Source organism: Polaribacter litoreus (assembly GCF_054584775.1).
Window position 1 is genome coordinate 19,733 of sequence record NZ_JBTLRD010000003.1, and the last position, 25,667, is coordinate 45,399.

Sequence of the window (25,667 nt, forward strand, 5' to 3'; positions counted from 1 at the left end):
TAGTTTAAATCTTTGAAACTAATTCCATAGCTTTATCAACTGCTTTTGCAATAATTTTAATATCCTTTTCTGTTAAAGCTGATGATAAAAACCAAGCTTCAAACTGACTTGGAGGTAAAAAGACACCGTTTTTAATCATTTCCCAAAAGAACACTGCAAATTTTTCTGTATCTGAAGTTTGAGCTTCTTCAAAATTAGTCACTTTTGTTTTTGTGAAAAATGGATTTAACATAGAACCAAACCGATTTACAGTAAGATCTACATTATATTTTTTAGCTGACTCTAATAAAATAACTTCTATAATCGCTCCAATTTCTTCGAACTTTTCATACGGATTTTGTTTTTTCAATTCTGTTAAAGTTGATATTCCACCAGCCATTGCAATTGGATTTCCAGACAAAGTTCCTGCTTGATACATGCCTCCTAAAGGAGCTACATTTTCCATGATTTCGTTTCTTGCTCCGTAAGCTCCTACAGGAAATCCACCTCCAATTACTTTACCTAAGCATGTAATATCTGCAACTACTCCTAATTTTTCTTGGGCGCCACCAAAAGTAGATCTGAAACCCGTCATTACTTCATCAGCAATTAAAACAGCACCGTTTTTATGCGCCAATTCTTTTAACTCTTTTAGGAAATTGTTTTGCGGGATTACAACTCCCATATTTCCTCCAATTGGTTCTATAATTACACCAGCAATATCATCGTATTTGTCAAAATGAGCTTGTACACTTTCTAAATTATTGTATTCTGCAATTAATGTATTTTTAACGGCTCCTTCAGGTACACCTTTAGATCCTGGTAAACTTAACGTTGCTAAACCAGAACCTGCAGCTACCAATAATGCATCTTGATGCCCATGATAACAACCAGAAAATTTAATAATTTTATCTTTTCCTGTATATGCTCTTGCCAAACGAATTCCACTTAATACAGCTTCAGTTCCAGAATTTACAAAACGAACTTTATCCATTTCAGGAAAAGCATCACAAACAATTTTTGCTAATTTAATTTCGTTTTCTGTTGATGCGCCAAAAGAATAGCCATTTTTTAGTGCTTTTTTCGCTGCTTTTTCTACTTTTTTATGCCTATGACCTAAAATCATTGGTCCATAAGAAAGTACTACATCTACATATTCATTATCATCAACATCGTAAATTTTACTTCCTTTTGCTTTTTTGATGAACAACGGATTTCCACCAACTGAAGAAAATGCTCTTACAGGAGAATTAACTGCTCCTACAAGATTTTTTAATCCTTTTTGATATAGTTTTTCTGATTTTTTGAACATAATGTGTAATTGTTTATTTGTTGAATTGTGTAATTGTACAGTTACACAATTAAACAGTTTAACCCTTTAACAGCAACTTTGCTGCTTCTTTAGCAAAATAAGTAATAATAATATCTGCGCCTGCTCTTTTCATTGATAACAAACTTTCCATCATAACTCTTTCTCCGTCAATCCAACCTTTTTCTGCAGCTGCTTTTACCATTGCATATTCTCCGCTAACATTATAGCATGCAATTGGTCTATCAAAATTATTTTTTAAATCTCTAATGATGTCTAAGTAAGACAAAGCAGGTTTTACCATTAAAATATCTGCGCCTTCTTGATCATCAAAAGTAGCTTCACGCATTCCTTCATCTCTATTTGATGGATCCATTTGATAAGTTCTTCTGTCTCCAAAAGTGGGTGCAGAATCTGCTGCATCTCTAAATGGCCCATAAAATGCTGATGCATATTTTACAGAATATGCCATAATTGGTAAGTTTGGATATCCTGTATTGTCTAAAGATTGACGAATCATATCTATTGTTCCATCCATCATTCCAGAAGGTGCAACCATATCTACGCCTGCTTTGGCGTGAGAAATAACTTGTTTGGCAATATTTACTAAAGTGGCATCATTATCAACATCATTATCATGAATAATTCCACAATGCCCATGTGAAGTATATTCGCAAAAACAAACATCTGTGATTACGTATAAACTTGGGTAATTTTTCTTGATAAAACGAATGGCTTGTTGCATAATTCCATTGTCGTTCCAAGTTTCTGTACCTTCATCATCTTTTTCTGATGGAATACCAAATAATAAAACTGCAGGAATATTTAAAGAAACAACCTCATCTAATTCTTTAGAAATTTTATCCAAAGAAAAACGTTTAATTCCTGGCATAGAAACGATTTCAGTTTCTATATTTTCTCCTTCTTCTATAAATAATGGGTAGATAAAATCATCTACAGACAATTTAGTTTCTCTAACCAATCTTCTAATTCCTTCTGATTTTCGTAATCTTCTTGTTCTAAACATAAAAAGCCCCTGTTTCCCCAAAGGGGAGCACAATGGAATTTGTGCGGTTAATATTTTTTTATTTCACAAAGTAGCATATACTTTGTTTTATTTTTTTCTCAAACAATTCCTTAATTTGAAGGTTAAGATGAAATTGAATAATGATTTTGCACTAAATCTAGCACTGAATCCACGCTTGGTAAATTGGCAACTTGTACATTTTCGAAATATTTTTTGGCTTCCTTAGCAGTAGTTTCTCCAATACAAAAGGCAACTTTATCTGTAGAATTTTCTTTTAAATAACTCTCAATTCCTGAAGGACTATAAAACAAAACACCAGAAACATCTTCTGCTATTTTTTCTGGACTATACATGGTTTTGTAAGCCTCTACTTCGTTTACAACAATATCGTGCGTTTTTAAAAATGCTGGTAATATGTCTAAACGTAAATCACTACAAAAATAAGTTACTTCTTTAGTTTCTAATTCTTTTGATAAATATTCTGCTAACTTTTTTGCATTTTTAGCCACGTAAGTTACATTACCAATTCTATTTTCTATCAGTTTTTTTGTTCTTCTACCTACGCAATAAATATCTTTAAATTTAAGTTCGTTTTTGGTAAACGAATTTAAGATTGCTTCTACTCCATTCTGACTCGTGATAATTACATTTTCAATTTCATTTTTCATCACCTTTGGAGGAATTCTATTAAATCGAATTTTAATAAAATCGCTATCGTCTATACCAATAGTATGTGGTAAGGTTTTCTTTTGTGCTTCTGATAATTTTTTGGTAGAATACACTTTGTTTCTAACTACAGAAACTTCTTCATCTTCTAACATTAACTCTTTACCACCTCTATTAATTACATAATCTGCACAATCTTTTGCCAAATAACGATGACGTCCCATTTTTGCAGTTTTGTTTACGGTAATTTTCTTAGAACCATCTCTTTTTAACAAAACGCCTTTAAAATTGATTTCTTCAGTTTTTTCATCAACATAAGCCAAAGCACCAATTGGCGCTGTACAACCACCTTCTAACAATTTTAAAAACTCTCTTTCTATACCAGCACAAACTTGCGTTTCATAATGGTTTAATTGTTCGCAAGCATCTTTTACAAAATCATCTTTTTCTAAAGCAGCAATCATGATAACACCTTGAGCAGGAGCAGGAATCATCCAAGAAAGGTTAATTGCACCAGCAGGTCTTATCCCTATTCTTTCTAATCCTGCAGCTGCAAAAACAGCTCCATTCCAATTATTATCTTCTAATTTTTGCAAACGTGTATTTACATTACCTCTTAAATCTACAACTTTATGGGTTGGATAACGATTTAACCACATGGCTTTTCTACGCAAACTACCAGTTGCAATTACTCCATTTGGCTGACCAAAAAACTCTTCTGTATCTTTTAAAACTAAAATATCGCTATAATTAGCACGTTTTAAAACTGCAGCTTGTACAATACCTTCTGGTAAAGAAGTTGGTACATCTTTTAAAGAATGTACAGCAATATCAATATCGCCATTTAACATGGCAATATCTAAGTTTTTGGTAAAAATACCTGTAATACCTAACTCGTACAAAGGTTTGTCTAAAACAATATCGCCAGTAGATTTTATAGGAACAATCTCAGATTCGTAACCCAATTCCGTTAATTCTTTGCGTACTTTATTAGCTTGCCAAAGCGCTAATTGGCTATCGCGAGTTCCTATTCTTATGGTTTTTTGCATTTAGTTTTTTAAGATTGAAATACCTTACTAATTACTTGAAGGCTTTGCGAAACTGATGTTTCATCATCTTTTAAATGTTTCACAAATTGTGTTGTTATTTTTTGGATAAAACGTGAAGTTAAGATTTCTGCTTGATTTTCATCAAAATCAGTAATTTTTTTCTTTTGAAAGTTAATTTCGTCGTTTTTAATATTTTCTAAAGATTGCTTTAATGCAGCAATTGCAGGTGTAAATCTTCTGTGGTTTAACCAGTTATTAAATTCCGCCTTGTGTGTTTCAATAATAGCTTCTGCTAGAGGAACCTCTTGTTGACGAATTGCCAATGTTTCATCAGTAATTTTTGACAATTCATCTACATTTATTAAAGTTACACCATCAAAGTTAGTAACATCTTTAGAGACGTTTTCTGGCATAGACAAATCTAATATTAGTAATTCTTGATTTTTAGCAACGTGTGCGGCTGTTATGGTGGGTTTGTCAGCACCTGTAGAAACAATTAACACGTCTGCTCTATCTACCTCTTCAGACAAGTTTTCGATTAAAGCCTTTCTAATTGTAGTATGCTCTTTAACAAAATTAGTAGCTTTCTCTTCGGTTCGATTAATTAAAGAGACTTGCTTGTTCTGCGTATATTCTGCAAGATTTTTACAGGTATATTTTCCCATTTTACCCAAACCAAAAACTAAAATATTCTTTGAATTATAATCGGGTAAATTTTTAATGATGTATTGCACTGCTGCATAGGAAACAGAAGTGGTTCCTGAACTTAATTTTGTTTCGTTTTTTACTCTTTTACTTGCTTGAAGCACCGAATTTATCAACCTTTCTGAATAAGCATTTGTTGTTTTTAACGATTTTGCCATTTTAAAAGACTGCCTTAATTGCCCAACAATTTCATAATCTCCTAAAATTTGACTTTCTAAGCCTGTACCAATTCTAAATAGTTGATGAATTGCTTCTTGATCTTTAAAAACATTTGAGAATTTGGCAAACTCTTGAATTGTACCTTCACAAAATTCACACAATAACTCTATTAGTTGACACGGCCTTTTTGCAAAACCCGATATTTCTGTTCGGTTACATGTTGATAACACAAAAACACCTTCAAAACCTTTTTCTTTAGCTAAAGTCAATAAAGATTTTTGATTTTCTTTAGACAAAGAAAATTTTCCGCGTGTGTTAGCGTCTGCTTTTTTGTAACTAACCCCGATATTATAAAAGTGCTCCTGCCTTACTTCTTGCATTTTATTCTAAAAGTTGGTCAAAAGTAAAAACTATATTTAAAAAAAAACATCGCTAAAAGTACTTTTTATAACGTTAAATGTTTTTTACATGTTTTTTAACCTTTAAACCTCTAAAAACCCTTATTTTTGTAGTGATTATAGGGTTTTTACATAATGTTATATAGAACCGTTCTAAATAAAAAGAATCAAATTTAAACGCAAAATCATGTTTAAAAATGTCGGCGAAAGTACTTTAGAAGAAATTACCTTAGATGACGGTTTTTATGTACTTCATTTTCAGAACGAAAGCAAAGATGTACAAGTTTTTGAAAGAGCTATTAACAGCACTTTTATTCAAATTCATTTTTGCTTAAGAGGATACTCAAAGTTTTTATTTAACAGCGGCGCGTATTCTTTTGATGTTTTAGATGGAAGATCTATTCTGTTATACAATCCGCAGAGAACTTTACCCATTCATTTAGAGAATCAACCTAAGACCACGTTAATTTCTTTGTTGATTTCAATTGAAAAATTTCACTCATTGTTTTCAAAAGAATCTGGTTACATTCCGTTTTTAAGCAATGAAAATAGTAATCGAAAATATTATGATGATACAGAAATAAAACCTACTGTTTCCATTGTTTTACAGCAAATCATCAACTCAAACATCAATAGTTCAATTAGAAATTTGTACGTTAAAGGTAAAGTTTACGAATTATTAAGTTTACACTTTCAGCAAGATGAAAATGTTGAGGGTGAATACTGTCCTTTTTTAGTAGATGAACAAAATGTTTTAAAAATTAGAAAAGCCAAAGAAATTATTATTGACAGAATGGCTGAACCACCAAGTTTACAAGAGTTAGCTAACGAAATTGGCCTCAACATAAAAAAACTAAAGGAAGGTTTTAAGCAAATTTACGGAGACACTGTATACAGTTTTTTATTTGATTACAAAATGGAACATGCTCGCAGACTGCTAGAAAGTAACCGATTTAATGTTAACGAAGTTGGCACTCAGGTAGGCTACAGTACTGCCAGCCATTTTATTGCAGCCTTTAAAAAGAAGTTTGGAACTACCCCAAAAAAATATGTAATGAGTTTAAATCAATAATTAGTTGTTATTTTGCAATTTTAGAAAACCTTACAATTGAAAGAAGAACCTTCTCAACATATAGAAAACGATGACTTGTACGAACACCATAAGTTTGTAGCAAGTGATGGGCAAATACCTTTACGCGTAGATAAATTTTTAATGAATTTTATTGAAAATGCTACCAGAAATAAAATACAACAAGCAGCAAAAGCAGGTAATATTTTAGTAAATGATGTGGTTGTAAAATCAAATCATAAAGTAAAACCCAATGATGTTGTTCGTGTTGTTTTGGCTTACCCTCCTCCTGAAAATCTATTGGTTGCAGAAAATATTCCCTTAGATATTGTCTATGAGGATAACACTTTAATTGTAGTTAACAAACCAGCAGGAATGGTGGTGCATCCAGGCCATGGAAATTACTCAGGCACTTTGGTAAATGGTTTAATTTACCATATTGAAAACTTACCTACAAATTCTAATGAAAGACCAGGTTTAGTTCATAGAATTGATAAAGATACAAGCGGACTTCTTGTAGTTGCAAAAACCGAATTTGCTTTAGCCCATTTATCAAAACAATTTTTTGATAGAACTACAGAACGTTTATATTACGCTTTAGTTTGGGGAAATATAGAGGAAGATGAAGGTAGAATTGAAGGAAATATTGGACGAAGTTTAAAGAATCGTTTGCAAATGGCAGTTTTCCCAGAAGGTGATTTCGGAAAACACGCAGTTACTCATTTTAAAGTTCTGGAACGTTTAACCTATGTAACTTTAGTACAATGTAAATTAGAAACAGGTAGAACCCACCAAATAAGAGCACATTTTAAACATGTTGGCCATACATTATTCAACGATGAGCGTTATGGGGGAAATGATATTTTAAAAGGCACCACTTTTACAAAGTACAAACAGTTTGTACAAAACTGCTTTAAAGTTTTACCAAGACAGGCTTTACATGCCAAAACTTTAGGTTTTACACATCCTGTAACTGGAAAATTTATGCAATTCGACTCAGAAATCCCTAAAGATATTAGTGATTGTTTAGAGAAATGGAGAACGTATTCTGAGCACTCTAAAGAGATAGACCAATAGTCACTTCTAAGACTATTGTATGAAATTTAACGACAGATTTTAAAAATATTTCATAATAAAATGAGGTGAAATTCTTTAGCTCTCAAGAAAAAAATCAAAATCTGAAATCGCTATTATATTTAGATTACGACACGTTAATCAATCATCATATTAACAACTTTTGAGTATAACATGCCTTCTTAAATATTGGTTTTTTAGAACTGTTTCAGAAATTTTACCTCTTTGTAGAGGTTATATTATATGGAAGAAATAATTTATAATAATAATCTAAATAAAACTAAACATAAATACAATAAGAAAACCTCAAGATTTTACTTGAGGTAAGCATCAAATACCTTTTGATTTTAGTTATCAATGGAACCCAACACGCGTTTCATAAAAGCATTTAAGGCTTCTTTCTTAGGGGTTCCATCTTTAATCATTTTATCCACTTCTACAGCTCCGTATAAATTAGAAATTAACTCGCCAATAACGTCTAGTTCTTCATCTTTTAAAGACGGAACTTCAGTTAAAGCTTCTAAAGTTTCAATGGTTTCTAAAATATAATCTTGATCGTTTTCTTCAATAAAATTGGTTAGGTGCTTTATAACTGGTAACTTCATAATTTACATTTTAATTAGATTTAGTAGTATGAAATTAAATAACCTCAGATACCAGTTCTTTTAACACATCAAACTTATTCGTTTGTACTTGGTTTTTCTTTTCGCCACCAACAAAAGTTGCAAAAGTTGGTAAATTACTAACATCTGCCAATTTTCTACTTTCAGGAAATTTCTCTGCATCAACAATTACAAAAGCTGTACTTTCATTTTCAGATGCTAGCTTTTTAAACTTTGGTTTCATAATTCTACAATTACCACACCAAGTTGCAGAATATTGTACTACTACCTTTTCATTTTCTTTTACAATTTCTTGTAAACTATCTGTTGTTAATTCTTGTACCATTTTAATTGTGTGTTTTTTAAATTATGAATTACGAGTTGTAAACCCGTAATTCATAATCTATTATTAATGTTTAGTGAGCTGATAAATATTCAGCTGTACCTTTTGCGTTTGGAGACATTGCCTCTTTACCTTCTTCCCAGTTTGCAGGACAAACTTCTCCATGAGATTGAACGTGCGCGTAAGCATCAATTAAACGTAAAAATTCGTTTACATTTCTACCTACAGGCATATGGTTAATACCTTCATGAAACACAGTTCCTTCTTCATCAATTAAATACGTAGCTCTATAGGTTACGTTATCACCTTCAACTTGTACAGTTTGTGTTGCCTCATCAAAAGTTTCATTTGTGATGTCTAAAATCCCTAAAATAGAAGATAAATTTCTATTAGAATCTGCTAATATTGGATACGTTACACCTTCAATACCACCATTATCTTTAGAGGTACTTAACCAAGCAAAGTGTACTTCTGGTGTGTCGCAAGATGCTCCAATAACAATTGTATTTCTTTTTTCAAACTCACCTAAAGCAGCTTGAAACGCATGTAATTCTGTTGGACATACAAAAGTAAAATCTTTTGGATACCAAAATAATAACACTTTTTTCTTATTGTTTACTGCTTCTTCTAATACATTTAATTTAAACGTATCTCCCATTTCATTCATTGCGTCTACATTTAAATCTGGGAATTTTTTTCCTACCGCTGTTGCCATTTTGTTTTATTTTAATTAATTTCTTTGGATTTGTTACACTGCAAAACTATAGGCTTTTCTTGAATATACGAACTAAAAAAAAAGAAAATTCTTATTTACGAATAGGTTTTTTCAATATGATTTAAAACTTTTTTTATCCTAAAAATAAATATCAAAAAATTAAGATTTAAAACTATTTTAATAACTATAAATTATCATCAAATAAAAATTATAGATAAAAATTATCGAAAAAAATAATGTAATTTTGAATTTCTATTAAAATGATAATACATAAACTTATGGAAAATAAAAAATCGAATCCAAATACAAATGTTTGGAAATTAAATGAATCAGAGGCTACAGAAAAATGCCCATTTATGAGCGGAAACCTTAAAAAAACTGCTGGAGGTGGAACCTCTAATAGAGATTGGTGGCCTAACGAATTAAAACTAAATATTCTAAGACAACACACCTCAAAATCAAACCCAATGGGTAAAGATTTTAATTATGCTGAGGCTTTTAATAGCATTAATTATGATGAATTAAAACAAGATGTAATTGACCTAATGACAGACTCGCAAGATTGGTGGCCAGCAGATTATGGCCATTATGGTGGGTTTATGATCAGAATGGCTTGGCACAGTGCAGGAACTTACAGAGTTGGTGATGGACGTGGTGGCGCAAGCTCTGGATCGCAACGATTTGCACCACTAAACAGCTGGCCAGATAATGGAAATTTAGATAAAGCCAGACTATTACTTTGGCCAATTAAACAAAAATATGGAAGTAAAATTTCTTGGGCAGATTTAATGGTTTTAGCAGGCAACTGTGCTTTAGAATCTATGGGTTTTAAAACCTTTGGCTTTGCAGGAGGAAGAGAAGATGTTTGGGAACCAGAACAGGATGTGTATTGGGGAAGCGAAACGGGTTGGTTGGATAATGATGAAAGATATGATACTTCTGATGGTGATTTAGAAGGACATTTAGGTGCAGTACATATGGGATTGATTTACGTGAATCCTGAAGGACCAAATGGAGAGCCAGACCCCTTAAAATCTGCACACGATATTAGAATTACTTTTGGCAGAATGGCAATGAACGACGAAGAAACAGTTGCCCTTATTGCTGGTGGTCATACCTTTGGTAAAGCACATGGAGCTGCTGATCCTGATAAATACGTAGGTGCAGAACCTCATGGAGCTGCTATTGAAGAAATGAGTACTGGATGGAAAAACACATATAAATCTGGTGTTTTAGACGATACGATTACAAGTGGTTTAGAAGGCGCTTGGACCCCAAACCCAACTCAATGGGATGCTGATTATTTTGATGTTTTATTAAATTATGATTGGGAATTGACCAAAAGTCCTGCAGGTGCACATCAATGGATACCAACTGAAGCGTCTAAAGCCAGAAAAGCACCAGCTGCTGGTGGAAAAGGAACACAATCTATAATGATGTCTACTGCTGATATGGCTCTAAAAATAGACCCTACTTATAGAAAAATCTCAGAATATTTTCATAAAAATCATAACGCTTTTGAAGAGGCTTTTGCAAAAGCTTGGTATAAGTTAACTCACAGAGATATGGGACCTGTTGATCGTTACTTAGGCCCAGAAGTACCAACTGAAGAATTAATTTGGCAAGATCCAATTCCTAAAGTAGCTTATGTTTTATCTGATGAGGATATTGCAACTTTAAAGCAAATGATTTTGGCTTCTGAATTATCTATTTCTGAAATCGTAAAAACGGCCTGGGCATCTGCATCAACCTATAGAAATTCTGATAAACGTGGAGGTGCCAATGGAGGTAGAATTCGTTTAGAACCTCAAAAAAGCTGGGCAGTTAACAACCCTAATGAATTACATAAGGTTTTAACTGTTTTAGAAAGAATTCAACAAGAGTTTAAAGGCACCATTTCTATGGCAGATTTAATTGTTTTAGCTGGTACTGCAGGAGTTGAAAAAGCCGCCAAAAATGCTGGATATTCTATAACTGTACCTTTTACCTCTGGAAGAGGAGATGCTACTCAGGCACAAACCGACTTAGAATCTTTTAGCTATTTAGAGCCAATTGCTGATGGTTTTAGAAATTACATGAATCCGAAATTAAATGTTGCTGCAGAAGATTTATTAGTTGATAAAGCTAATCTATTATCATTATCAATTCCTGAAATGACGGTTTTGGTTGGTGGCTTAAGAGTTTTAGGAACTAATTATGACAATTCTAAACACGGAGTCTTTACAGAAAATGTTGGTTCTTTAAGCAATGATTTCTTTACTAATATTTTAGATTTCTCATTAACCTGGAGTGCCGCTAACACCGAAGAAAAAGAATTTATAGGACGTGATAGAGCTACTGGAGCAATGAAATTTTATGGCACAAGAGCAGATTTAATTTTTGGTTCTAATACAGAATTAAGAGCGGTTTGCGAGGTGTATGGTGCTAATGATGGTGAAGAACGTTTTGTAAACGATTTTGTAAAAGCATGGACAAAAGTGATGAATTTAGACAGATTCGACATAAAATAATACATCTATTATATACACATTAAAAAAGGAGATTTTTTTGAATCTCCTTTTTTTATATTATGTATTTTGTTGTGCAATGTTCTAACCCAAATAGCAATATTAAATTTTCTGACGATTATCCATAGACTGCGTATCGATTAATTTATTGTAAGGATCTACACCAACTTCAGTAGGTTTTTGATCAACAATTATGCTGATTTTATTATGAATCTGAGTAATTTTATGTTTCTGTAAATACAATTCTACTTCTTTTTTTACACCATCAACTTCTTCTGTACCAAAAACACCAATATCAATATAATCTGCTAATTTTACAGATAAAATTGGTTTCTTTTTATCTTTTGGAGTATAACTTAAAGTGTCTCCCACTTTTTCGCCATAAATCTTTTTTCCTTTTTCGTTATTTCTATATTTAGCCACTTCAAACTCAATATCTACTTGGTATTTGCCATTTTCTAATGCTGTAGATTTTACATCTGTAATTCTGTTTTTATATAAAGTTATGGTTTCAAACATATCTTTAATTACATATTGTAAAGAATCTGGGGTAACTTCTTTAATGTAATTCACCATTTCTAAAGAAGTAGTATAAGGCGCTTCTTGAAATTTCACCTTTTCTACATATTTTTTTAAAGCACCATTTAACTTTTCTTCACCTATATAATCACTCAAAGCATAAAACACTAAAGATCCTTTTTGATAACGAATATAACCTTGCCCATCATTATACATTAAAGGCTTTTCGCGCTTACTTTCAAAGGTTCTTTGCATTAAATAACCATCTAAAGCATCCTTTAAAAAAGTACGCATTTTGGTTTTTCCATTTTGATGTTCTAATACTTTTAAAGACACATATTCTGATAAACTTTCGGACAACATTGTAGCCCCTAAAACATCTGCACCAATTACTTGATGCGCCCACCATTGATGAGCAACTTCGTGAACTGTAACTGCAAAAGGATAATCAACTCCATCTTCATTATCATCATCCACATCTGCAATAAAACCAAAACCTTCTGAAAACGGAATGGTATTTGCAAAAGATTGCGCAAAGGTTCCAAAGGTTCTTGGAAACTCTAAAATTCGTAATTGTTTGTGTTGATAAGGACTAAAATTTTTCTCATTATAATCTAAAGAAGCTTTCATCCCTTTTAGCATTCTATCTAAATTAAACGTGTGTGGTTTGTGATAATAAATTTCTAAACTTACCCCTTTATACATCTCTTTTCTCACTTCGTATCTTGCAGAATTAAACGCGTAAAAGTTTAAGATTTTACTATCCATTTTATAATGAAAATATTTGCGATTCCCTTCTACCCATTCTTTTTGTAAATATCCAGGAGCTATCGCAATTTGATCTTTAGAAGTAGAAACCGTGGCTTCAAAATCAATCCAATCTGCATCTTTAGCAATATAAGTATTTTTTAAAGCAGTTGAATCTGTAGGATAAGGACGTAAATCATTTGGTGGTAAATCGTATTTTTTACGGGTTTTATTATCTCTTAATTCTCCTTGAGAAGAATATCCTAAAGAAGGAAACATCGAAGAGTTATTGATAAATGTTCCGTTTTCGATTATAGGTGATTTTTGTCGAAAGGTAGAATTTTCTTCACTTTTTACATGAATCGTTAACTGCAGAGAATCACCAGGCTGAATGGCATTTTTAAATTTAAAGATATCAAAATTAAAAATGGAATCCTCTAAAACTAGATTATTTGGTTTATTAAACTCAAACGTGTTTTCTAAAGAATTGTGATTTACAAAAACGCTATCAATAGCTTCGTCAGTTTTGTTTACCATTGTGTAGACTGCGCTTGCTTTATAGGTTCTTTTCTTTGGATAAATATCTACATCAGCCTTAACAGCAACAATTCTTGGTTGCTTGTAGTCTTCGTATTTTTTATACTTTTTTTCCCATTCAACTGCATCCAATTCTGCTTGTTTAGAAGATGAGTTTTCGCTGTCGGATTTGGTCTCTAAATAAATAAATGTTCCTAAGGTTACAAATGCCATAAAAACCACTGAAAATGTAACAATTTGCGGTATTTTAAAACGCTGTACTGCAATATGAATACGTTCTGCAAATGAACTTGGCAAGCCTCTAACCCAAAATAAAATACTTAAAATTAAAAGCATGGATCCCCCTAAAATCCAATACAATTTATACCATAAATATCTTGATAATGACGTTCCATAACCATTCATATCTGAATAACTAATTCCTGAGCCTTGATTGTATCTAAATATAGGCAACTCTATACCAATAATTGGCAAGAAAGGCATCACAGAGGCAATGATAAAAATGATAAAAAAACCTAAATATTGATTTTTTACCAAGGTTTGAATAAATATAGCTAGCAATGCCCAAACTACAAAACCCAATAGTTTTAAACCAAATAATTCTTTAATATAATGATCGATTTCAAAATTATAATACTCTTGATAAATTTGAAATAACATTCCAGAAACCATAATTACCGCCAACAATACAATCTGCATTTTTATTAGTGCAATCAATTTAGAGAAAAGCAAGGTCCAATTTGGTATTGGTGTACAATCTACTAAGTGATTTACATTAGCTGTATTCGCTCTTTGCACCAACATGCCAGCATATAAAAAAGTACAAATATTGATGACTAAAATTTCGAATAAAACACCACCATCAAGCATTTGTCTGGTAACAGGTAGTGTTGATGTTCCAAAAATTTCGCCCACTGTAAATAATGAAGTAATTAAAACAACAATCCCAACAATTAATATACAGATAAACGGAATGCTTTTAAAAATATATTTAAAATCGATGTTAGATAGTCTCCACATCGTTTTTAAATTTTGAGTAAAAGAATAATTGTAGGTAACCTTTGGTAATTTTATGCTTATAATTCCACTAAAATTTCTTTTAATTACTCTTTCTGATTTTGATTTTCTAAAAGATATGGCAATAGCATTTTGGCTAAATTTAAAATATTTATATACCAAAGCAAACACCAAGCTAGAAATAGCTAACCACAACAATCTGTTATAAATAATAAAATCTTCTAGAGGAACTTGCAATTGATTTTGTTCGTAAACAGTCCAATATTTTGTGTATTTATTTAAGGCCGAAAAACCAGAAGGTTCTAACAATGCTAATAAAGTTTCTTGTTCTGGTTCTGAAAAAATATTGCCAATAGCACCTTGAAAAAACATTAAAATAATTACGGTAATAAAACCAGCGCCTACACTTCTAGAAAAAGTAACCACTGCAAAAACCACTGCTCCAAAAAATAACATATTTGGCAAAACATATATCAAATAAGTGTTTACATAACTCATTATATTAAAATCACCAACAATATCTGGGTTGGTACCTGGAAATCGATACCCAATCATCATACCCAAAGCTACCGCAAACAGAATTACTGTTACCACAACAATACCACTCAAAAATTTAGCAAATAAATAGTTGGCTTTGGTAAAAGGATAAGAGAATAAAATGGTATGCATTTCGCTCTTAAAATCTCTGTAAATAGAAACACCAATAATAGAAGGAAATAAGAAGAAAATTAAAGTAGTAAAGGCATTAAAACTACCAACTACATTTATAGGAGAATTTACGATTCTTGATGAACCTACAGTACCAGTAATACTATCCCATATACCAGCAGAAGTTGCCGAAATAAAAAAAGCAATTAAAACAAAAATTGCCATATAAATATAAAATAATGGTCTTTTAAACCAGTACTTTAATTCTTGTTTGAATATTGTTGAAAACATAATTTTGTAAAGTGATGAGTGGTGCGTGATGAGTTTCTTTTTTTGATAATATTTTTCAGAATTTTAACTCTGAACTTGTTAACTTTAAACTCTTAACTTGTTAAAACTGGTTCATCTTGTTTTAAAGCGATAAAATACACATCATCTAACTGAGGAGTAACCGCTTCAAATTCTTCACTAGGTTTTTCTGGTGAATAAACTCTTATGTTTAATGTATTATCTTGATTATAGTTCGATGATAAAATATTGAACATTTTTTCATTTTCTTCTAAATCATCTCTGTTGATTATTTTTTTCCAAATTTGCCCTTCAATTTCTTTTGTAGCCTCTTGTGGAGTTGTGTGCTTTAAGATTTTTCCTCCATTTAAAATGGCCATTTCATTGCACAACTCTTTTACATCTTCTACAATATGAGTCGAAAAAATAACCGTGCAATTTGTACCTACTTCTCTTAAAACATTTAAAAAACGATGTCTTTCAGCTGGATCTAAACCTGCAGTTGGTTCATCAACAATAATTAATTTTGGGTTATTTAGCAATAATTGTGCAATTCCAAAACGCTGTTTCATTCCTCCAGAGTAACCTGCTACATGTTTATATCTTACCTCATATAAATTGGTAATTTCTAAAAGTTCCTTAATTAATTTTTGTCGGTCTGATTTACTAGCAATTCCTTTTAAAGTGGCAAAATAATCTAACAAATCGTTTGCAGACATTTTAGGGTATACGCCAAAAGATTGAGGCAAATACCCCAATACTTTTCTAAGCGACATATTATCTTCCAAAACATTAATATCACCAAAAGTAATAGATCCAGAATCTGGACTTTGTAATGTTGCAATGGTTCTCATTAAAGACGATTTACCAGCTCCATTTGGCCCTAACAAACCAAACATTCCTGTGCCTATTTCAATACTCAAATCATCTATTGCTTTTACTCCGTTTTTATAGGTTTTGGTTAAATTTTCAATTACTAGCTTCATCTTAATAGTTTTAGTTAAATAGTGTTAGCGCACTCTTACAAATTGTATATAATACTTTGTTAAAATTCTTATCCTCATCAATCTTAGAATTTTAAAATAAGTGTAAAAATAAGGACTTTTGTTACACTCTTTTATGATTTTTTTAATTGATATGCTAAAAAATGGTATTATTTTTACAATTAAATTAAATTTAAAAGTACAAAAACACAGGGTTAGTAAAAGCTCAATCAAGTAAAAAAATATCGTATTTGAAGTAGTTTTTTTTAATTTTAGATTACATGTTTTTACTAGCTTACATTAATATTTTATAAACATTTTATAATGGCAGAACAATCAATTTTAAACGAAAAATCTTTAGAATTCTTAGAAAAATATTTAAATAATGCCTCGCCAACAGGTTACGAATGGGAAGGGCAAAAAATATGGATGAACTACTTAAAACCTTATGTAGACAGCTTTATTACTGACACTTACGGATCTGCAGTTGGAATCATAAATCCTGATGCAAAATATAAAGTTGTTATAGAAGGCCACGCAGATGAAATTTCTTGGTATGTAAATTATATTTCTGATAATGGATTAATTTATGTGATTAGAAACGGAGGTTCAGATCATCAAATTGCACCAAGTAAAATTGTAAATATTCATACTAAAAACGGAATTGTAAAAGGTGTTTTTGGGTGGCCAGCAATACATACTAGAGATAAATCTAATGAACAAGCTCCAAAACCTGATAATATTACAATCGATGTTGGTGCTGCAACCAAAGATGAAGTTTTAGAAATGGGCGTTCATGTAGGTTGTGTAATTACCTACCCAGATGAATTTCATATTTTAAATGGAAACAAGTTTGTATGCAGAGCATTAGACAATAGAATGGGTGGGTTTATGATTGCTGAAGTAGCACGTTTATTAAAAGAAAATAATATTGAGTTGCCTTTTGGACTATATGTAACCAATGCTGTACAAGAAGAAATTGGTTTGCGTGGTGCAGAAATGATTACACAAACCATTAAGCCAAATGTTGCTATTGTTACTGATGTTACACATGACACTACTACACCAATGATTGACAAAAAGAAAGAAGGTCTCCTAGAAATTGGCAAAGGCCCTGTTGTAGCTTATGCGCCTGCTGTGCAACAAAAATTACGAGATCTAGTCATTTCATCTGCTGAAGCTAAAAATATTCCATTTCAACGCTCTGCTTTATCTAGAGCTACAGGAACTGACACAGACGCCTTTGCGTATAGTAATGGTGGAGTTGCTTCTACTCTAATATCTTTACCACTAAGGTACATGCACACTACCGTAGAAATGGTACACAGAGATGATGTAGAAAACGTAATTAAAATGATTTATGAAACGCTTTTAAATATTAAAGACGGTGATACCTTTTCTTATTTCGATGCGTAAGCACCAGTTTTAATAGTACATTACTAGTTATAAAAACAGAATCCTTTCTATTAATTTAGAGAGGATTTTTTTTAAAACTAAAACTTCATATTTAAAAAAATCTTGAATATTTTTTTTATATTTACACAAAGCTTACCAATAATCCCCCAAAATATTTAAAATTATGGAAATTGACAAAATATTAACTAGTAATGTGGTTGATGTAAGTTCTGTAAAAAGTTTTTTCGGTACTGATAAAGACATGTTAATACAATTGATTAATGTTTATCTTACAGAAACAACACCAAGGTTAAAAATCCTAGAAAACAATCTTAGCAACTTAAATTATGAAGAAGTAAGAAGTGTATGTCACTTCTTAAAATCATCGTTTGGCTTAATGGGTATCAGCTGTTTAGAAGAAATTACAACTTTAGAACAACTTGCAAAACAGAATGATAACGAAAACCTAATCAAAGAAAAATTAAATTATGTAATACCTGTTTGTAAAGAAAGTATTGTTGAATACAAATCAATGTTAACAAAATTAGAAGCCTTGTAGTTTTTTTTACAAAAGAACAGTTAAAGATTTCATTAAGATTTTAATAAGTGCATTAATAATGAACAAAAAGTACTGCGTATTAATTTTAATGTTTTCTCAAAATTTCTTCGCACAAATATCTTTTGAAAAAGGATATTTTATAAAAAATGATGGTAAATACATAGTGTGTTTTATTAAAAACATCGACTGGAAAAATAACCCAACTAAATTTGACTACAAACTTTCTGAGAATTCTAATATACTAAACGAAAACATAAATAATGTAAAAGAATTTGGTATTGATAGTGCATCAAAATACATAAGAAACACAATCAAAATAGATAGGTCAACCTCTAACATCAATAAATTAAGCGCTGTAAAAGATCCTGAGTTTAAAAAAGAAACAATTTTCCTTAAAGTATTAATTGAAGGTAAAGCAAATTTGTTTGTATATGAGGATGGAAATCTAAGAAAATATTTTTTTAACGTAGACAATGGTAAAATTAACCAGCTAATTTTTAAATTGTATAAGACTAAACACAATAAAGTTGCAGAAAATGAAAGCTTTAAAAAGCAAATTTGGAACAATTTAAAATGTCAAAATATTAACATCAAAGACATAAAAAACTTAGAATACAAAAAAAAACAACTCATCAATTTATTTATAGACTTTAATAATTGTAGAAATTCAAATTATATAGATTACGAAACAAAGCAGACAAAAAAACCTTTCAACTTAAATTTTAGAATAGGTTATAATTTCTCTAATTTAAAGATTGTCAATACCATTTCTGGTACCCAATTTGCTAATTTTGATAGTGGTTTAGCATTTAGAATTGGTTTAGAGGCCGAATTTATTTTACCTTTTAATAAAAACAAATGGTCAATAATTTTAGAGCCTACCTATCAGTATTTTAAATCAGAAACTGAAGCTGAAACTCAAAGTGCCACTTTAAATTACAGCACAATAGAATTACCAATTGGCATCAGACATTATTGTTATATGAATAAAAATTCCAAACTATTCGTTAATGCTAATATAGTTTCAGAAATTAGTAACAATTCTAATATTCTTTTAAATTCAGGATCAAACATAGACATTAATAAAAGTAAAGACACTACTCTTGGACTAGAATTAGGCTTAAAACATAAAAATAAATATACCTTAGCATTTAGGTATCAAAAAACAGATGGCTTAAGCAATGACATACCTTGGAACTATGCTAACAAAACGTTTTCATTATTATTTGGATATTCTTTATTCTAACATAAATAATGTTTTATAAATTATAATTTTACAAATGATTAAAGAAATTCAACTTAGAATTAATTTAGTAGAAGAAAAAAAAGAAAATATCTTAACATACAAAGCCTCTAAAAAGCTTTCTGTGAATATTACTGAAATTTCTGCGGTAAAAGTTTTAAGAAAATCGATTGACGCTCGTAAAAAAGACATCATTTTCAATTATAAAATTGCTGTATATATTAATGAAACACCAGCAGAACAATCTGACTATACTTTTGACTATAAAGATGTTTCAAATGCAAAAGAAATTCACATCATTGGTTTTGGGCCAGCAGGCATGTATGCGGCTTTAAGATGCATAGAATTAGGCTACAAACCTATAGTTTTAGAACGCGGTAAAAATGTGCAAGAACGCAGAAGAGATTTAAAGGCTATAAATCAAGAGCATATTGTAAATGAAGATTCTAATTATTGTTTTGGAGAAGGTGGGGCTGGCACCTACTCTGATGGAAAACTATATACCAGAAGTTTAAAACGAGGTGACGTTCGTAGAATTTTTGAAAACCTAGTTTTTCATGGTGCCACAGAACAAATTTTAATAGATGCTCATCCACATATAGGCACAAATAAGTTGCCAAAAATCATTCAAAATATTCGCGAAACTATTTTAAAATTCGGTGGCGAAATTCATTTTAACAGCAGAGTTACCGATTTTATCATTAACAATAATACGTTAAATGCAATTCAAATCAATAACAATACAGAACTCAGCGTAAATTCAGTTATTTTGGCAACAGGCCATTCAGCCAGAGATATTTATGAATTATTAGATAAAAAAAAGGTACATTTAAAAGCAAAATCTTTTGCAATGGGTGTTCGTGTAGAGCATCCTCAAGAAATTATAGACCAAATTCAGTATAGCTGCGAAGGTGCAAGAGACGAACTATTACCTGCTGCTGCCTACAGTTTAGTGCAGCAAGTAAACAACAGAGGCGTGTATTCTTTTTGCATGTGTCCTGGAGGTTTTATTGTTCCTGCAGCTACAGCAAATGGCGAAGTAGTTGTAAACGGAATGTCGCCCAGCAGAAGAAATAATAAATTTGCAAATTCGGGTATTGTCGTAGAATTAAATATTGACAAAGACTTTAAAAAATACGAGCATTTTGGCGCTTTAAAAGGTTTAGAATTTCAAAAAAACTTAGAAAAATTAGCATTTACTGCTGGAGGAAGAAATCAAACAGCACCTGCACAAAAATTAGTAGATTTTGTAGACGGTAAACTCTCTACAGATTTAAATGAAACTTCTTATCAACCTGGCTTAAAATCTGCTCCATTACACTCTTTATTACCTAAAATTATTGGAGGTAGACTACGAAAAGGCTTTAAAGCTTTTGGAGGAAAAATGCATGGATATTTTACCAACCAAGCAAATATTGTTGGTGTAGAATCTAGAACATCATCTCCAATAAACATTCCCAGAAAACAAGATTTAGAACACACACAAATTAAAGGCTTATACCCTTGTGGAGAAGGTGGTGGTTATGCAGGCGGAATTGTTTCTGCTGCTATGGATGGCGAACGTTGTGCAGAAGCTGCGATTGCAAAAATCTAATATTTTCAATCATAAACCAATAAGTATTCTTAATTTTACTTTTTAATATTTTATTATGAAAATTACAATTGGCAGGGTTGATAAAGCCGATTTTCCTGAATTATCCTTAAAACAAATTGATGTAAAAATCGATTCAGGCGCTTATACATCATCCATACATTGTTCTAACATAGAAGAAATTTCTCTAAACAATACGCCCTTTATTAAGTTTACATTGTTAGACCCAGAGCATTCTTTGTACAATAATAAAGAGTTTACCGTTAAAAACTACACTTCTAAAATTGTTAAAAGTTCTAATGGAATTTCTGAAACAAGATTTATGATTCAAACAGAAATTTTAATTTTCAATACAATCTTTCCTATTTATTTAACACTAACAGAACGAAAAGACATGAAATTTCCCATATTATTGGGAAGAAAATTTTTGAATAAAAAATTTATCATAGATACTGCTAAAAAAAACCTATCACATAAATTAAAACATACAAACAAATGAGAATAGTTATTCTATCTAGAAATCCTAAATTATATTCTACAAAAAGATTAGTAGAAGCTGCAGAAAAGAGAAAACATGAGGTTTTTGTTGTAGATCATTTAAAATGTGATATTGTTATCGAAAAAAAATCACCTAAAATTTACTATAAAGGAGAGTATATTTCTAATGTTGATGCCATAATACCAAGAATTGGTGCTTCTGTTACCTTTTATGGTACAGCCGTTATTCGACAATTTGAAATGATGAAGGTATTTACTTCTGTTAGTTCTCAAGCCTTAACAAGATCTAGAGATAAATTAAGTAGTTTACAAATTTTAGCAAGAGCGGGTGTTGGTTTACCAAAAACTGTTTTCACCAACTATACTAAAGATGTAGAACATGTAGTAGATTCTGTAGGTGGCGCTCCTTTAGTATTAAAATTACTAGAAGGCACACAAGGTTTAGGGGTAGTTTTAGCAGAAACTAAAAATGCAGCAACTTCAGTTTTAGAAGCTTTTAATGGCTTAGGAGCCAGAGTAATTGCACAACAGTTTATTAAAGAAGCTGGTGGTGCAGATATTAGAGCTTTTGTGGTTGATGGTAAAGTAATAGGTGCAATGAAACGTCAAGGAAAAGCTGGAGAATTTCGTTCTAATTTACACAGAGGAGGAAATGCAACTGTAATAGAATTAACAGATGAAGAAGAAAAAACAGCTTTAAAAGCAACTAAAGCACTTGGTTTAGGTGTTGCTGGGGTTGATATGCTACAATCTGCAAAAGGCCCTTTGGTTTTAGAAGTTAACTCATCGCCTGGTTTAGAAGGTATAGAAGTAGCCACAGGAAAAAATATTGCCAAAGAAATTATAAGATACTTAGAGATTCATGTTGAGTAAACCGTTTACACTGCTTGGTAAAGTTATTCCTGAAGGAAAACGCACTGTAATTGATTTAAAAGTTGCAAAACTGCATACAAGAACACCAATAAATGTTCCAGTAATTATAGAGCACTCCACAAAACCTGGCCCTGTAGTATTACTTTTAGCAGGTATTCATGGAGATGAAACCAATGGAGTTGGCATTATTAGAGAAATTATAGATCAAAAACTAAATAAGCCACAAAAAGGAACTATTATTTGTATACCTGTATTTAATATTTTTGGATATTTAATACATACGCGAGAGTTTCCTGATGGTAGAGATTTAAATAGGATGTTTCCTGGTACACAAAACGGCTCTCTAGCTAGCCAATTTGCCTACCAGTTTTCAGAAAAAATAGCCCCATTTGTAGATTATGTAATCGATTTTCATACTGGTGGTGGTTTAAGAGATAATATTGCCCAAATTAGATGTAATAAAAATGATGATAAAGGACTACAATTAGCCAAAATTTTTAATCCACCAATGATTTTATTTTCTAATAACATTGTAAAATCACTACGAGAAACATTACATAAAATGGGTAAAACCGTTTTGCTTTTTGAGGGCGGAAAATCGTACGAATTAAATCCAACAATTATTAACGAAGGTGTTAATGGAACACGAAATGTATTGATTCATTTAGGTTTAATTAAAGGCGAAATAACTGTAAGAGAAAAACCTATTTTTGTAAAAAAATCAAAGTGGATTAGAGCTTCAGACTCTGGTATGTTAAAGGTGATGGTTTTTAATGGCACTTTTGTTAAAAAAAGAGACGTTTTAGGTATCGTTCAAGATCCGTTTGGTGAATTTAAAAAGAAAATCTATGCTCCTTTTAATGGATTTGTATTTTGTATTAATAAAACACCTATTGTTAATAAAGGTGATGCATTATTTCACCTAAGTATTGAAAATTAACATTTTATACCAACACTTAGTGTTTTTAAAAAAGTTAATTTTTTTAAAAATAATCTCAAATTACGCGTTTTTATTAGCTAAAAAACATTCGTATTTTTGTGTAATCCTCAAAGAAACAATATGACTAAAGACTTAAGTGACTACAGAAAATCATATGAAAAGCAAGAACTTTTAGAAAAAAATTGTCCTGAAAATCCTATAGAATTATTTCAAACTTGGTTTAGAAACGCAGACGAATCAAACACTGTAGAAGAAACCAACGCTATGCATGTATCTACTATTGGGTTAGACGGATTCCCTAAAAATAGAGTTGTTTTACTAAAAAAAATCACCTGGGAAGGTTTTATTTTCTATACCAATTATACCTCAGAAAAAGGAAAAGCTATTGCTGCTAATAATAATATTTGTTGTTCTTTTTTTTGGCCAGCTTTAGAACAGCAAATTATCATTAAAGGCAATGCCGAAAAACTAGCCGAAAATTTATCTGATGGTTATTTTGAATCTAGACCTGATGGTAGTAAATTAGGTGCTTGGGCCTCTAATCAAAGTACTGTAGTAGCATCTAGAGAAGAATTAGAAGCAAATTTAAAAATGTTTGAAAGAAATTTTGAAGGAAAAGAAATTTTAAGACCAAAACACTGGGGAGGCTATTTGGTGAAACCTATTTCTATAGAGTTCTGGCAAGGAAGACCCAACAGAATGCATGACAGGTTACGATACGAGTTACAAAAAGATTTTTCTTGGAAACTTGACCGTTTATCACCTTAATTTTTATATTTACAAAACCATTAACCAAAATAAATGAAAACACTGTATATAGTTCGTCATGCAAAATCGTCTTGGGAATATTCAGGAATTGATGATGTAGATAGACCATTAAAAAAAAGAGGAATTAAAGACGCTCATTTAATGTCTAAATTTTTGTCGAAAAATATTGATAGACCTGATGTTTTTGTTTCTAGTAGTGCAAATAGAGCCTTACACACCGCAATTATATTTTGTGACAACTTAGGTTTTCCTTTATCAAACCTTCAAATTAGCAGGCAATTATACAGTTTTAGTGACGGTTATTTGGTAAAAACAGTAAGTGCTTTAGATGATGCCTTTAATTCTGCTATTATTTTTAGTCACGATCATGGTATCAACACTTTTGTAAATAAGTTTGGCAGCAAACCCATTGCACATGTAACCACTTGTGGAATTATAGGTCTTAAGTTTCAAGAAAAACATTGGAAAAATATTAAAAAAGGGAAAACATTTATGATCGAATTCCCTAAAAATCATAAATAATTTGAGTGCTTTAACAATAAAAAAATATGGTGCTATAGATATAGGGTCTAACGCAATACGACTATTAGTTTCTAATATCGTTATAAAAGAAGGTAAAGAAACCCAGTTTAAAAAATCTTCTTTGGTGCGAGTACCTATTCGTTTAGGAGCAGATGCTTTTGTAAAAGGTTTTATTAGTGATGAAAACATTACTAGAATGGTAAACGCTATGAAGGCCTTTCAGCTATTAATGGAAGTACATAATGTAGAGCGCTATAAAGCCTGTGCAACTTCAGCAATGAGAGAGGCTAAAAATGGAAATGAGGTTGTTGCAGAAATTTTAGATAAAACAGGAATTCAAATAGATATTATTGGTGGTAAAGAAGAAGCTGCTATTATATCTTCAACCGATTTAAATCAGCTTATTAAAGGTGATAATTCTTATTTATATGTAGATGTTGGTGGAGGAAGTACAGAATTTACTATTTTTTCTGGAGGTAAAATCACCAATTCAAAATCTTTTAAGATGGGTACAGTGCGTTTATTAAACAATAAAAAATCAGTAAATAAAGAAATCTTTGCCAGTGTTGAAAAATGGATTACCAAAAACACTAAAAATCTTAAAAAAATAGCCTTAATTGGTTCTGGAGGAAACATCAATAAACTGTTTAAAATGTCTGGTAGAACAGAAGGTAAACCCATTTCTTACATTTATTTAAACGCTCAATATCAATTTTTAAAACAAATGAGCTACCAAGAAAGAATCTCTGAATTAAGTTTAAACCCTGATAGAGCAGATGTTATAATTCCTGCAACAAAAATTTATCTTTCTGCAATGAAATGGAGTGGCTCTAGAAAAATATATGTTCCTAAAATTGGTCTTGCAGATGGTATCATAAAAAGTTTATACTACAACAAACTATAATTTCTTGTTTTTACTGCCGATTTTTAAATGTTT

Annotated in this window: 22 protein-coding genes; 13 read left to right on the forward strand and 9 right to left on the reverse strand. The window is 31.1% G+C overall.

Translation table 11 applies throughout. The features are described from left to right. Positions 1–4: 4 nt before the first annotated feature. The 4 genes from hemL to hemA all read right to left on the reverse strand — a co-directional run bounded on the left by hemL (position 5) and on the right by hemA (position 5,274). Positions 5–1,294 carry a glutamate-1-semialdehyde 2,1-aminomutase gene (hemL, locus tag ACW9UN_RS02640; RefSeq protein ID WP_459484033.1) on the reverse strand — a complete coding sequence of 430 codons (1,290 nt, stop codon included), beginning with the start codon at positions 1,292–1,294 and terminating at the stop codon, positions 5–7. A gap of 55 nt (positions 1,295–1,349) precedes the next feature. Next, positions 1,350–2,315 (reverse strand): porphobilinogen synthase, encoded by a 966-nt coding sequence (hemB, locus tag ACW9UN_RS02645; RefSeq protein WP_459483641.1) that lies wholly within the window; start codon positions 2,313–2,315, stop codon positions 1,350–1,352. 122 nt (positions 2,316–2,437) lie between these two features. Next, positions 2,438–4,030, reverse strand: a complete 1,593-nt coding sequence (hemC, locus tag ACW9UN_RS02650) for a hydroxymethylbilane synthase (RefSeq protein WP_459483643.1) — start codon at positions 4,028–4,030, stop codon at positions 2,438–2,440. An 8-nt stretch (positions 4,031–4,038) separates the two neighbouring features. Beyond that, positions 4,039–5,274, reverse strand: a complete 1,236-nt coding sequence (gene hemA / locus ACW9UN_RS02655; RefSeq protein WP_459483645.1) for a glutamyl-tRNA reductase — start codon at positions 5,272–5,274, stop codon at positions 4,039–4,041. 205 nt (positions 5,275–5,479) lie between these two features. On the opposite strand from hemA, the gene ACW9UN_RS02660 reads away from it, so the two are divergent. Both ACW9UN_RS02660 and ACW9UN_RS02665 read left to right on the forward strand, forming a co-directional pair. After that, positions 5,480–6,364, forward strand: a complete 885-nt coding sequence (locus ACW9UN_RS02660; protein ID WP_459483647.1) for a helix-turn-helix transcriptional regulator — start codon at positions 5,480–5,482, stop codon at positions 6,362–6,364. A gap of 36 nt (positions 6,365–6,400) precedes the next feature. Beyond that, a complete protein-coding gene (locus tag ACW9UN_RS02665; RefSeq protein ID WP_459483649.1) occupies positions 6,401–7,438 on the forward strand; it encodes an RluA family pseudouridine synthase in 1,038 nt (345 codons plus the stop codon). Between the two features lie 344 nt (positions 7,439–7,782). Here ACW9UN_RS02665 and ACW9UN_RS02670 read toward each other — a convergent pair whose 3' ends face one another. From ACW9UN_RS02670 to ACW9UN_RS02680, 3 genes are all read right to left on the reverse strand, one after another. Next, on the reverse strand, positions 7,783–8,040 hold the full coding sequence (locus ACW9UN_RS02670; protein ID WP_397446109.1) for a DUF6952 family protein: 258 nt from the start codon (positions 8,038–8,040) through the stop codon (positions 7,783–7,785). A 34-nt stretch (positions 8,041–8,074) separates the two neighbouring features. Continuing rightward, on the reverse strand, positions 8,075–8,383 hold the full coding sequence (locus ACW9UN_RS02675) for a thioredoxin family protein (protein ID WP_459483651.1): 309 nt from the start codon (positions 8,381–8,383) through the stop codon (positions 8,075–8,077). 70 nt (positions 8,384–8,453) lie between these two features. Continuing rightward, complete coding sequence (locus ACW9UN_RS02680) at positions 8,454–9,095, reverse strand: peroxiredoxin (protein ID WP_459483653.1); 642 nt, start codon at positions 9,093–9,095, stop codon at positions 8,454–8,456. A gap of 278 nt (positions 9,096–9,373) precedes the next feature. On the opposite strand from ACW9UN_RS02680, the gene katG reads away from it, so the two are divergent. Continuing rightward, entirely contained in the window at positions 9,374–11,605 is a 2,232-nt protein-coding gene (gene katG / locus ACW9UN_RS02685) for a catalase/peroxidase HPI (RefSeq protein WP_459483655.1), read from the forward strand. Positions 11,606–11,704: 99 nt separating this feature from the next. On the opposite strand, the gene ACW9UN_RS02690 is transcribed toward katG, so the two are convergent. Both ACW9UN_RS02690 and ACW9UN_RS02695 read right to left on the reverse strand, forming a co-directional pair. Continuing rightward, positions 11,705–15,361 (reverse strand): ABC transporter permease/M1 family aminopeptidase, encoded by a 3,657-nt coding sequence (locus ACW9UN_RS02690; RefSeq protein ID WP_459483657.1) that lies wholly within the window; start codon positions 15,359–15,361, stop codon positions 11,705–11,707. Positions 15,362–15,453: 92 nt separating this feature from the next. Beyond that, on the reverse strand, positions 15,454–16,344 hold the full coding sequence (locus ACW9UN_RS02695) for an ABC transporter ATP-binding protein (RefSeq protein ID WP_459483659.1): 891 nt from the start codon (positions 16,342–16,344) through the stop codon (positions 15,454–15,456). Between the two features lie 321 nt (positions 16,345–16,665). On the opposite strand from ACW9UN_RS02695, the gene ACW9UN_RS02700 reads away from it, so the two are divergent. From ACW9UN_RS02700 to ACW9UN_RS02745, 10 genes are all read left to right on the forward strand, one after another. Continuing rightward, complete coding sequence (locus ACW9UN_RS02700) at positions 16,666–17,757, forward strand: M42 family metallopeptidase (protein ID WP_459483661.1); 1,092 nt, start codon at positions 16,666–16,668, stop codon at positions 17,755–17,757. A gap of 163 nt (positions 17,758–17,920) precedes the next feature. Beyond that, positions 17,921–18,295, forward strand: coding sequence for an Hpt domain-containing protein (locus ACW9UN_RS02705; RefSeq protein WP_459483662.1), 375 nt, complete (start codon positions 17,921–17,923; stop codon positions 18,293–18,295). A 58-nt stretch (positions 18,296–18,353) separates the two neighbouring features. Then, positions 18,354–19,541 (forward strand): porin family protein, encoded by a 1,188-nt coding sequence (locus tag ACW9UN_RS02710; protein ID WP_459483664.1) that lies wholly within the window; start codon positions 18,354–18,356, stop codon positions 19,539–19,541. A 34-nt stretch (positions 19,542–19,575) separates the two neighbouring features. Next, on the forward strand, positions 19,576–21,132 hold the full coding sequence (locus ACW9UN_RS02715) for an NAD(P)/FAD-dependent oxidoreductase (RefSeq protein ID WP_459483666.1): 1,557 nt from the start codon (positions 19,576–19,578) through the stop codon (positions 21,130–21,132). A 55-nt stretch (positions 21,133–21,187) separates the two neighbouring features. Beyond that, positions 21,188–21,628 (forward strand): ATP-dependent zinc protease family protein, encoded by a 441-nt coding sequence (locus ACW9UN_RS02720; RefSeq protein ID WP_459483668.1) that lies wholly within the window; start codon positions 21,188–21,190, stop codon positions 21,626–21,628. Next, on the forward strand, positions 21,625–22,500 hold the full coding sequence (rimK, locus tag ACW9UN_RS02725) for a 30S ribosomal protein S6--L-glutamate ligase (RefSeq protein ID WP_459483670.1): 876 nt from the start codon (positions 21,625–21,627) through the stop codon (positions 22,498–22,500). The genes ACW9UN_RS02720 and rimK overlap by 4 nt, the downstream gene beginning before the upstream one ends. Then, positions 22,490–23,440, forward strand: coding sequence for a succinylglutamate desuccinylase/aspartoacylase family protein (locus ACW9UN_RS02730; protein ID WP_459483671.1), 951 nt, complete (start codon positions 22,490–22,492; stop codon positions 23,438–23,440). The genes rimK and ACW9UN_RS02730 overlap by 11 nt, the downstream gene beginning before the upstream one ends. Positions 23,441–23,560: 120 nt before the next feature. Beyond that, positions 23,561–24,208: a pyridoxamine 5'-phosphate oxidase gene (gene pdxH / locus ACW9UN_RS02735; protein ID WP_459483673.1), complete on the forward strand. Its 648-nt coding sequence runs from the start codon at positions 23,561–23,563 to the stop codon at positions 24,206–24,208. Between the two features lie 33 nt (positions 24,209–24,241). After that, positions 24,242–24,730, forward strand: coding sequence for a SixA phosphatase family protein (locus ACW9UN_RS02740; RefSeq protein ID WP_397446095.1), 489 nt, complete (start codon positions 24,242–24,244; stop codon positions 24,728–24,730). A 1-nt stretch (position 24,731) separates the two neighbouring features. Continuing rightward, complete coding sequence (locus ACW9UN_RS02745; protein WP_459483675.1) at positions 24,732–25,634, forward strand: Ppx/GppA phosphatase family protein; 903 nt, start codon at positions 24,732–24,734, stop codon at positions 25,632–25,634. Positions 25,635–25,667 lie beyond the last annotated feature (33 nt).

Coding starts and splice junctions, on each gene's coding strand:
- katG (WP_459483655.1), top strand. CDS start 9,374: ATGGAAAATAAAAAATCGAATCCAAATACAAATGTTTGGAAATTAAAT.
- hemA (WP_459483645.1), bottom strand. CDS start 5,274: ATGCAAGAAGTAAGGCAGGAGCACTTTTATAATATCGGGGTTAGTTAC.
- ACW9UN_RS02690 (WP_459483657.1), bottom strand. CDS start 15,361: ATGTTTTCAACAATATTCAAACAAGAATTAAAGTACTGGTTTAAAAGA.
- ACW9UN_RS02715 (WP_459483666.1), top strand. CDS start 19,576: ATGATTAAAGAAATTCAACTTAGAATTAATTTAGTAGAAGAAAAAAAA.
- ACW9UN_RS02730 (WP_459483671.1), top strand. CDS start 22,490: ATGTTGAGTAAACCGTTTACACTGCTTGGTAAAGTTATTCCTGAAGGA.
- ACW9UN_RS02740 (WP_397446095.1), top strand. CDS start 24,242: ATGAAAACACTGTATATAGTTCGTCATGCAAAATCGTCTTGGGAATAT.
- ACW9UN_RS02660 (WP_459483647.1), top strand. CDS start 5,480: ATGTTTAAAAATGTCGGCGAAAGTACTTTAGAAGAAATTACCTTAGAT.
- ACW9UN_RS02705 (WP_459483662.1), top strand. CDS start 17,921: ATGGAAATTGACAAAATATTAACTAGTAATGTGGTTGATGTAAGTTCT.
- ACW9UN_RS02720 (WP_459483668.1), top strand. CDS start 21,188: ATGAAAATTACAATTGGCAGGGTTGATAAAGCCGATTTTCCTGAATTA.
- hemB (WP_459483641.1), bottom strand. CDS start 2,315: ATGTTTAGAACAAGAAGATTACGAAAATCAGAAGGAATTAGAAGATTG.
- ACW9UN_RS02675 (WP_459483651.1), bottom strand. CDS start 8,383: ATGGTACAAGAATTAACAACAGATAGTTTACAAGAAATTGTAAAAGAA.
- ACW9UN_RS02695 (WP_459483659.1), bottom strand. CDS start 16,344: ATGAAGCTAGTAATTGAAAATTTAACCAAAACCTATAAAAACGGAGTA.
- ACW9UN_RS02680 (WP_459483653.1), bottom strand. CDS start 9,095: ATGGCAACAGCGGTAGGAAAAAAATTCCCAGATTTAAATGTAGACGCA.
- ACW9UN_RS02670 (WP_397446109.1), bottom strand. CDS start 8,040: ATGAAGTTACCAGTTATAAAGCACCTAACCAATTTTATTGAAGAAAAC.
- ACW9UN_RS02710 (WP_459483664.1), top strand. CDS start 18,354: ATGAACAAAAAGTACTGCGTATTAATTTTAATGTTTTCTCAAAATTTC.
- hemC (WP_459483643.1), bottom strand. CDS start 4,030: ATGCAAAAAACCATAAGAATAGGAACTCGCGATAGCCAATTAGCGCTT.
- rimK (WP_459483670.1), top strand. CDS start 21,625: ATGAGAATAGTTATTCTATCTAGAAATCCTAAATTATATTCTACAAAA.
- pdxH (WP_459483673.1), top strand. CDS start 23,561: ATGACTAAAGACTTAAGTGACTACAGAAAATCATATGAAAAGCAAGAA.
- ACW9UN_RS02700 (WP_459483661.1), top strand. CDS start 16,666: ATGGCAGAACAATCAATTTTAAACGAAAAATCTTTAGAATTCTTAGAA.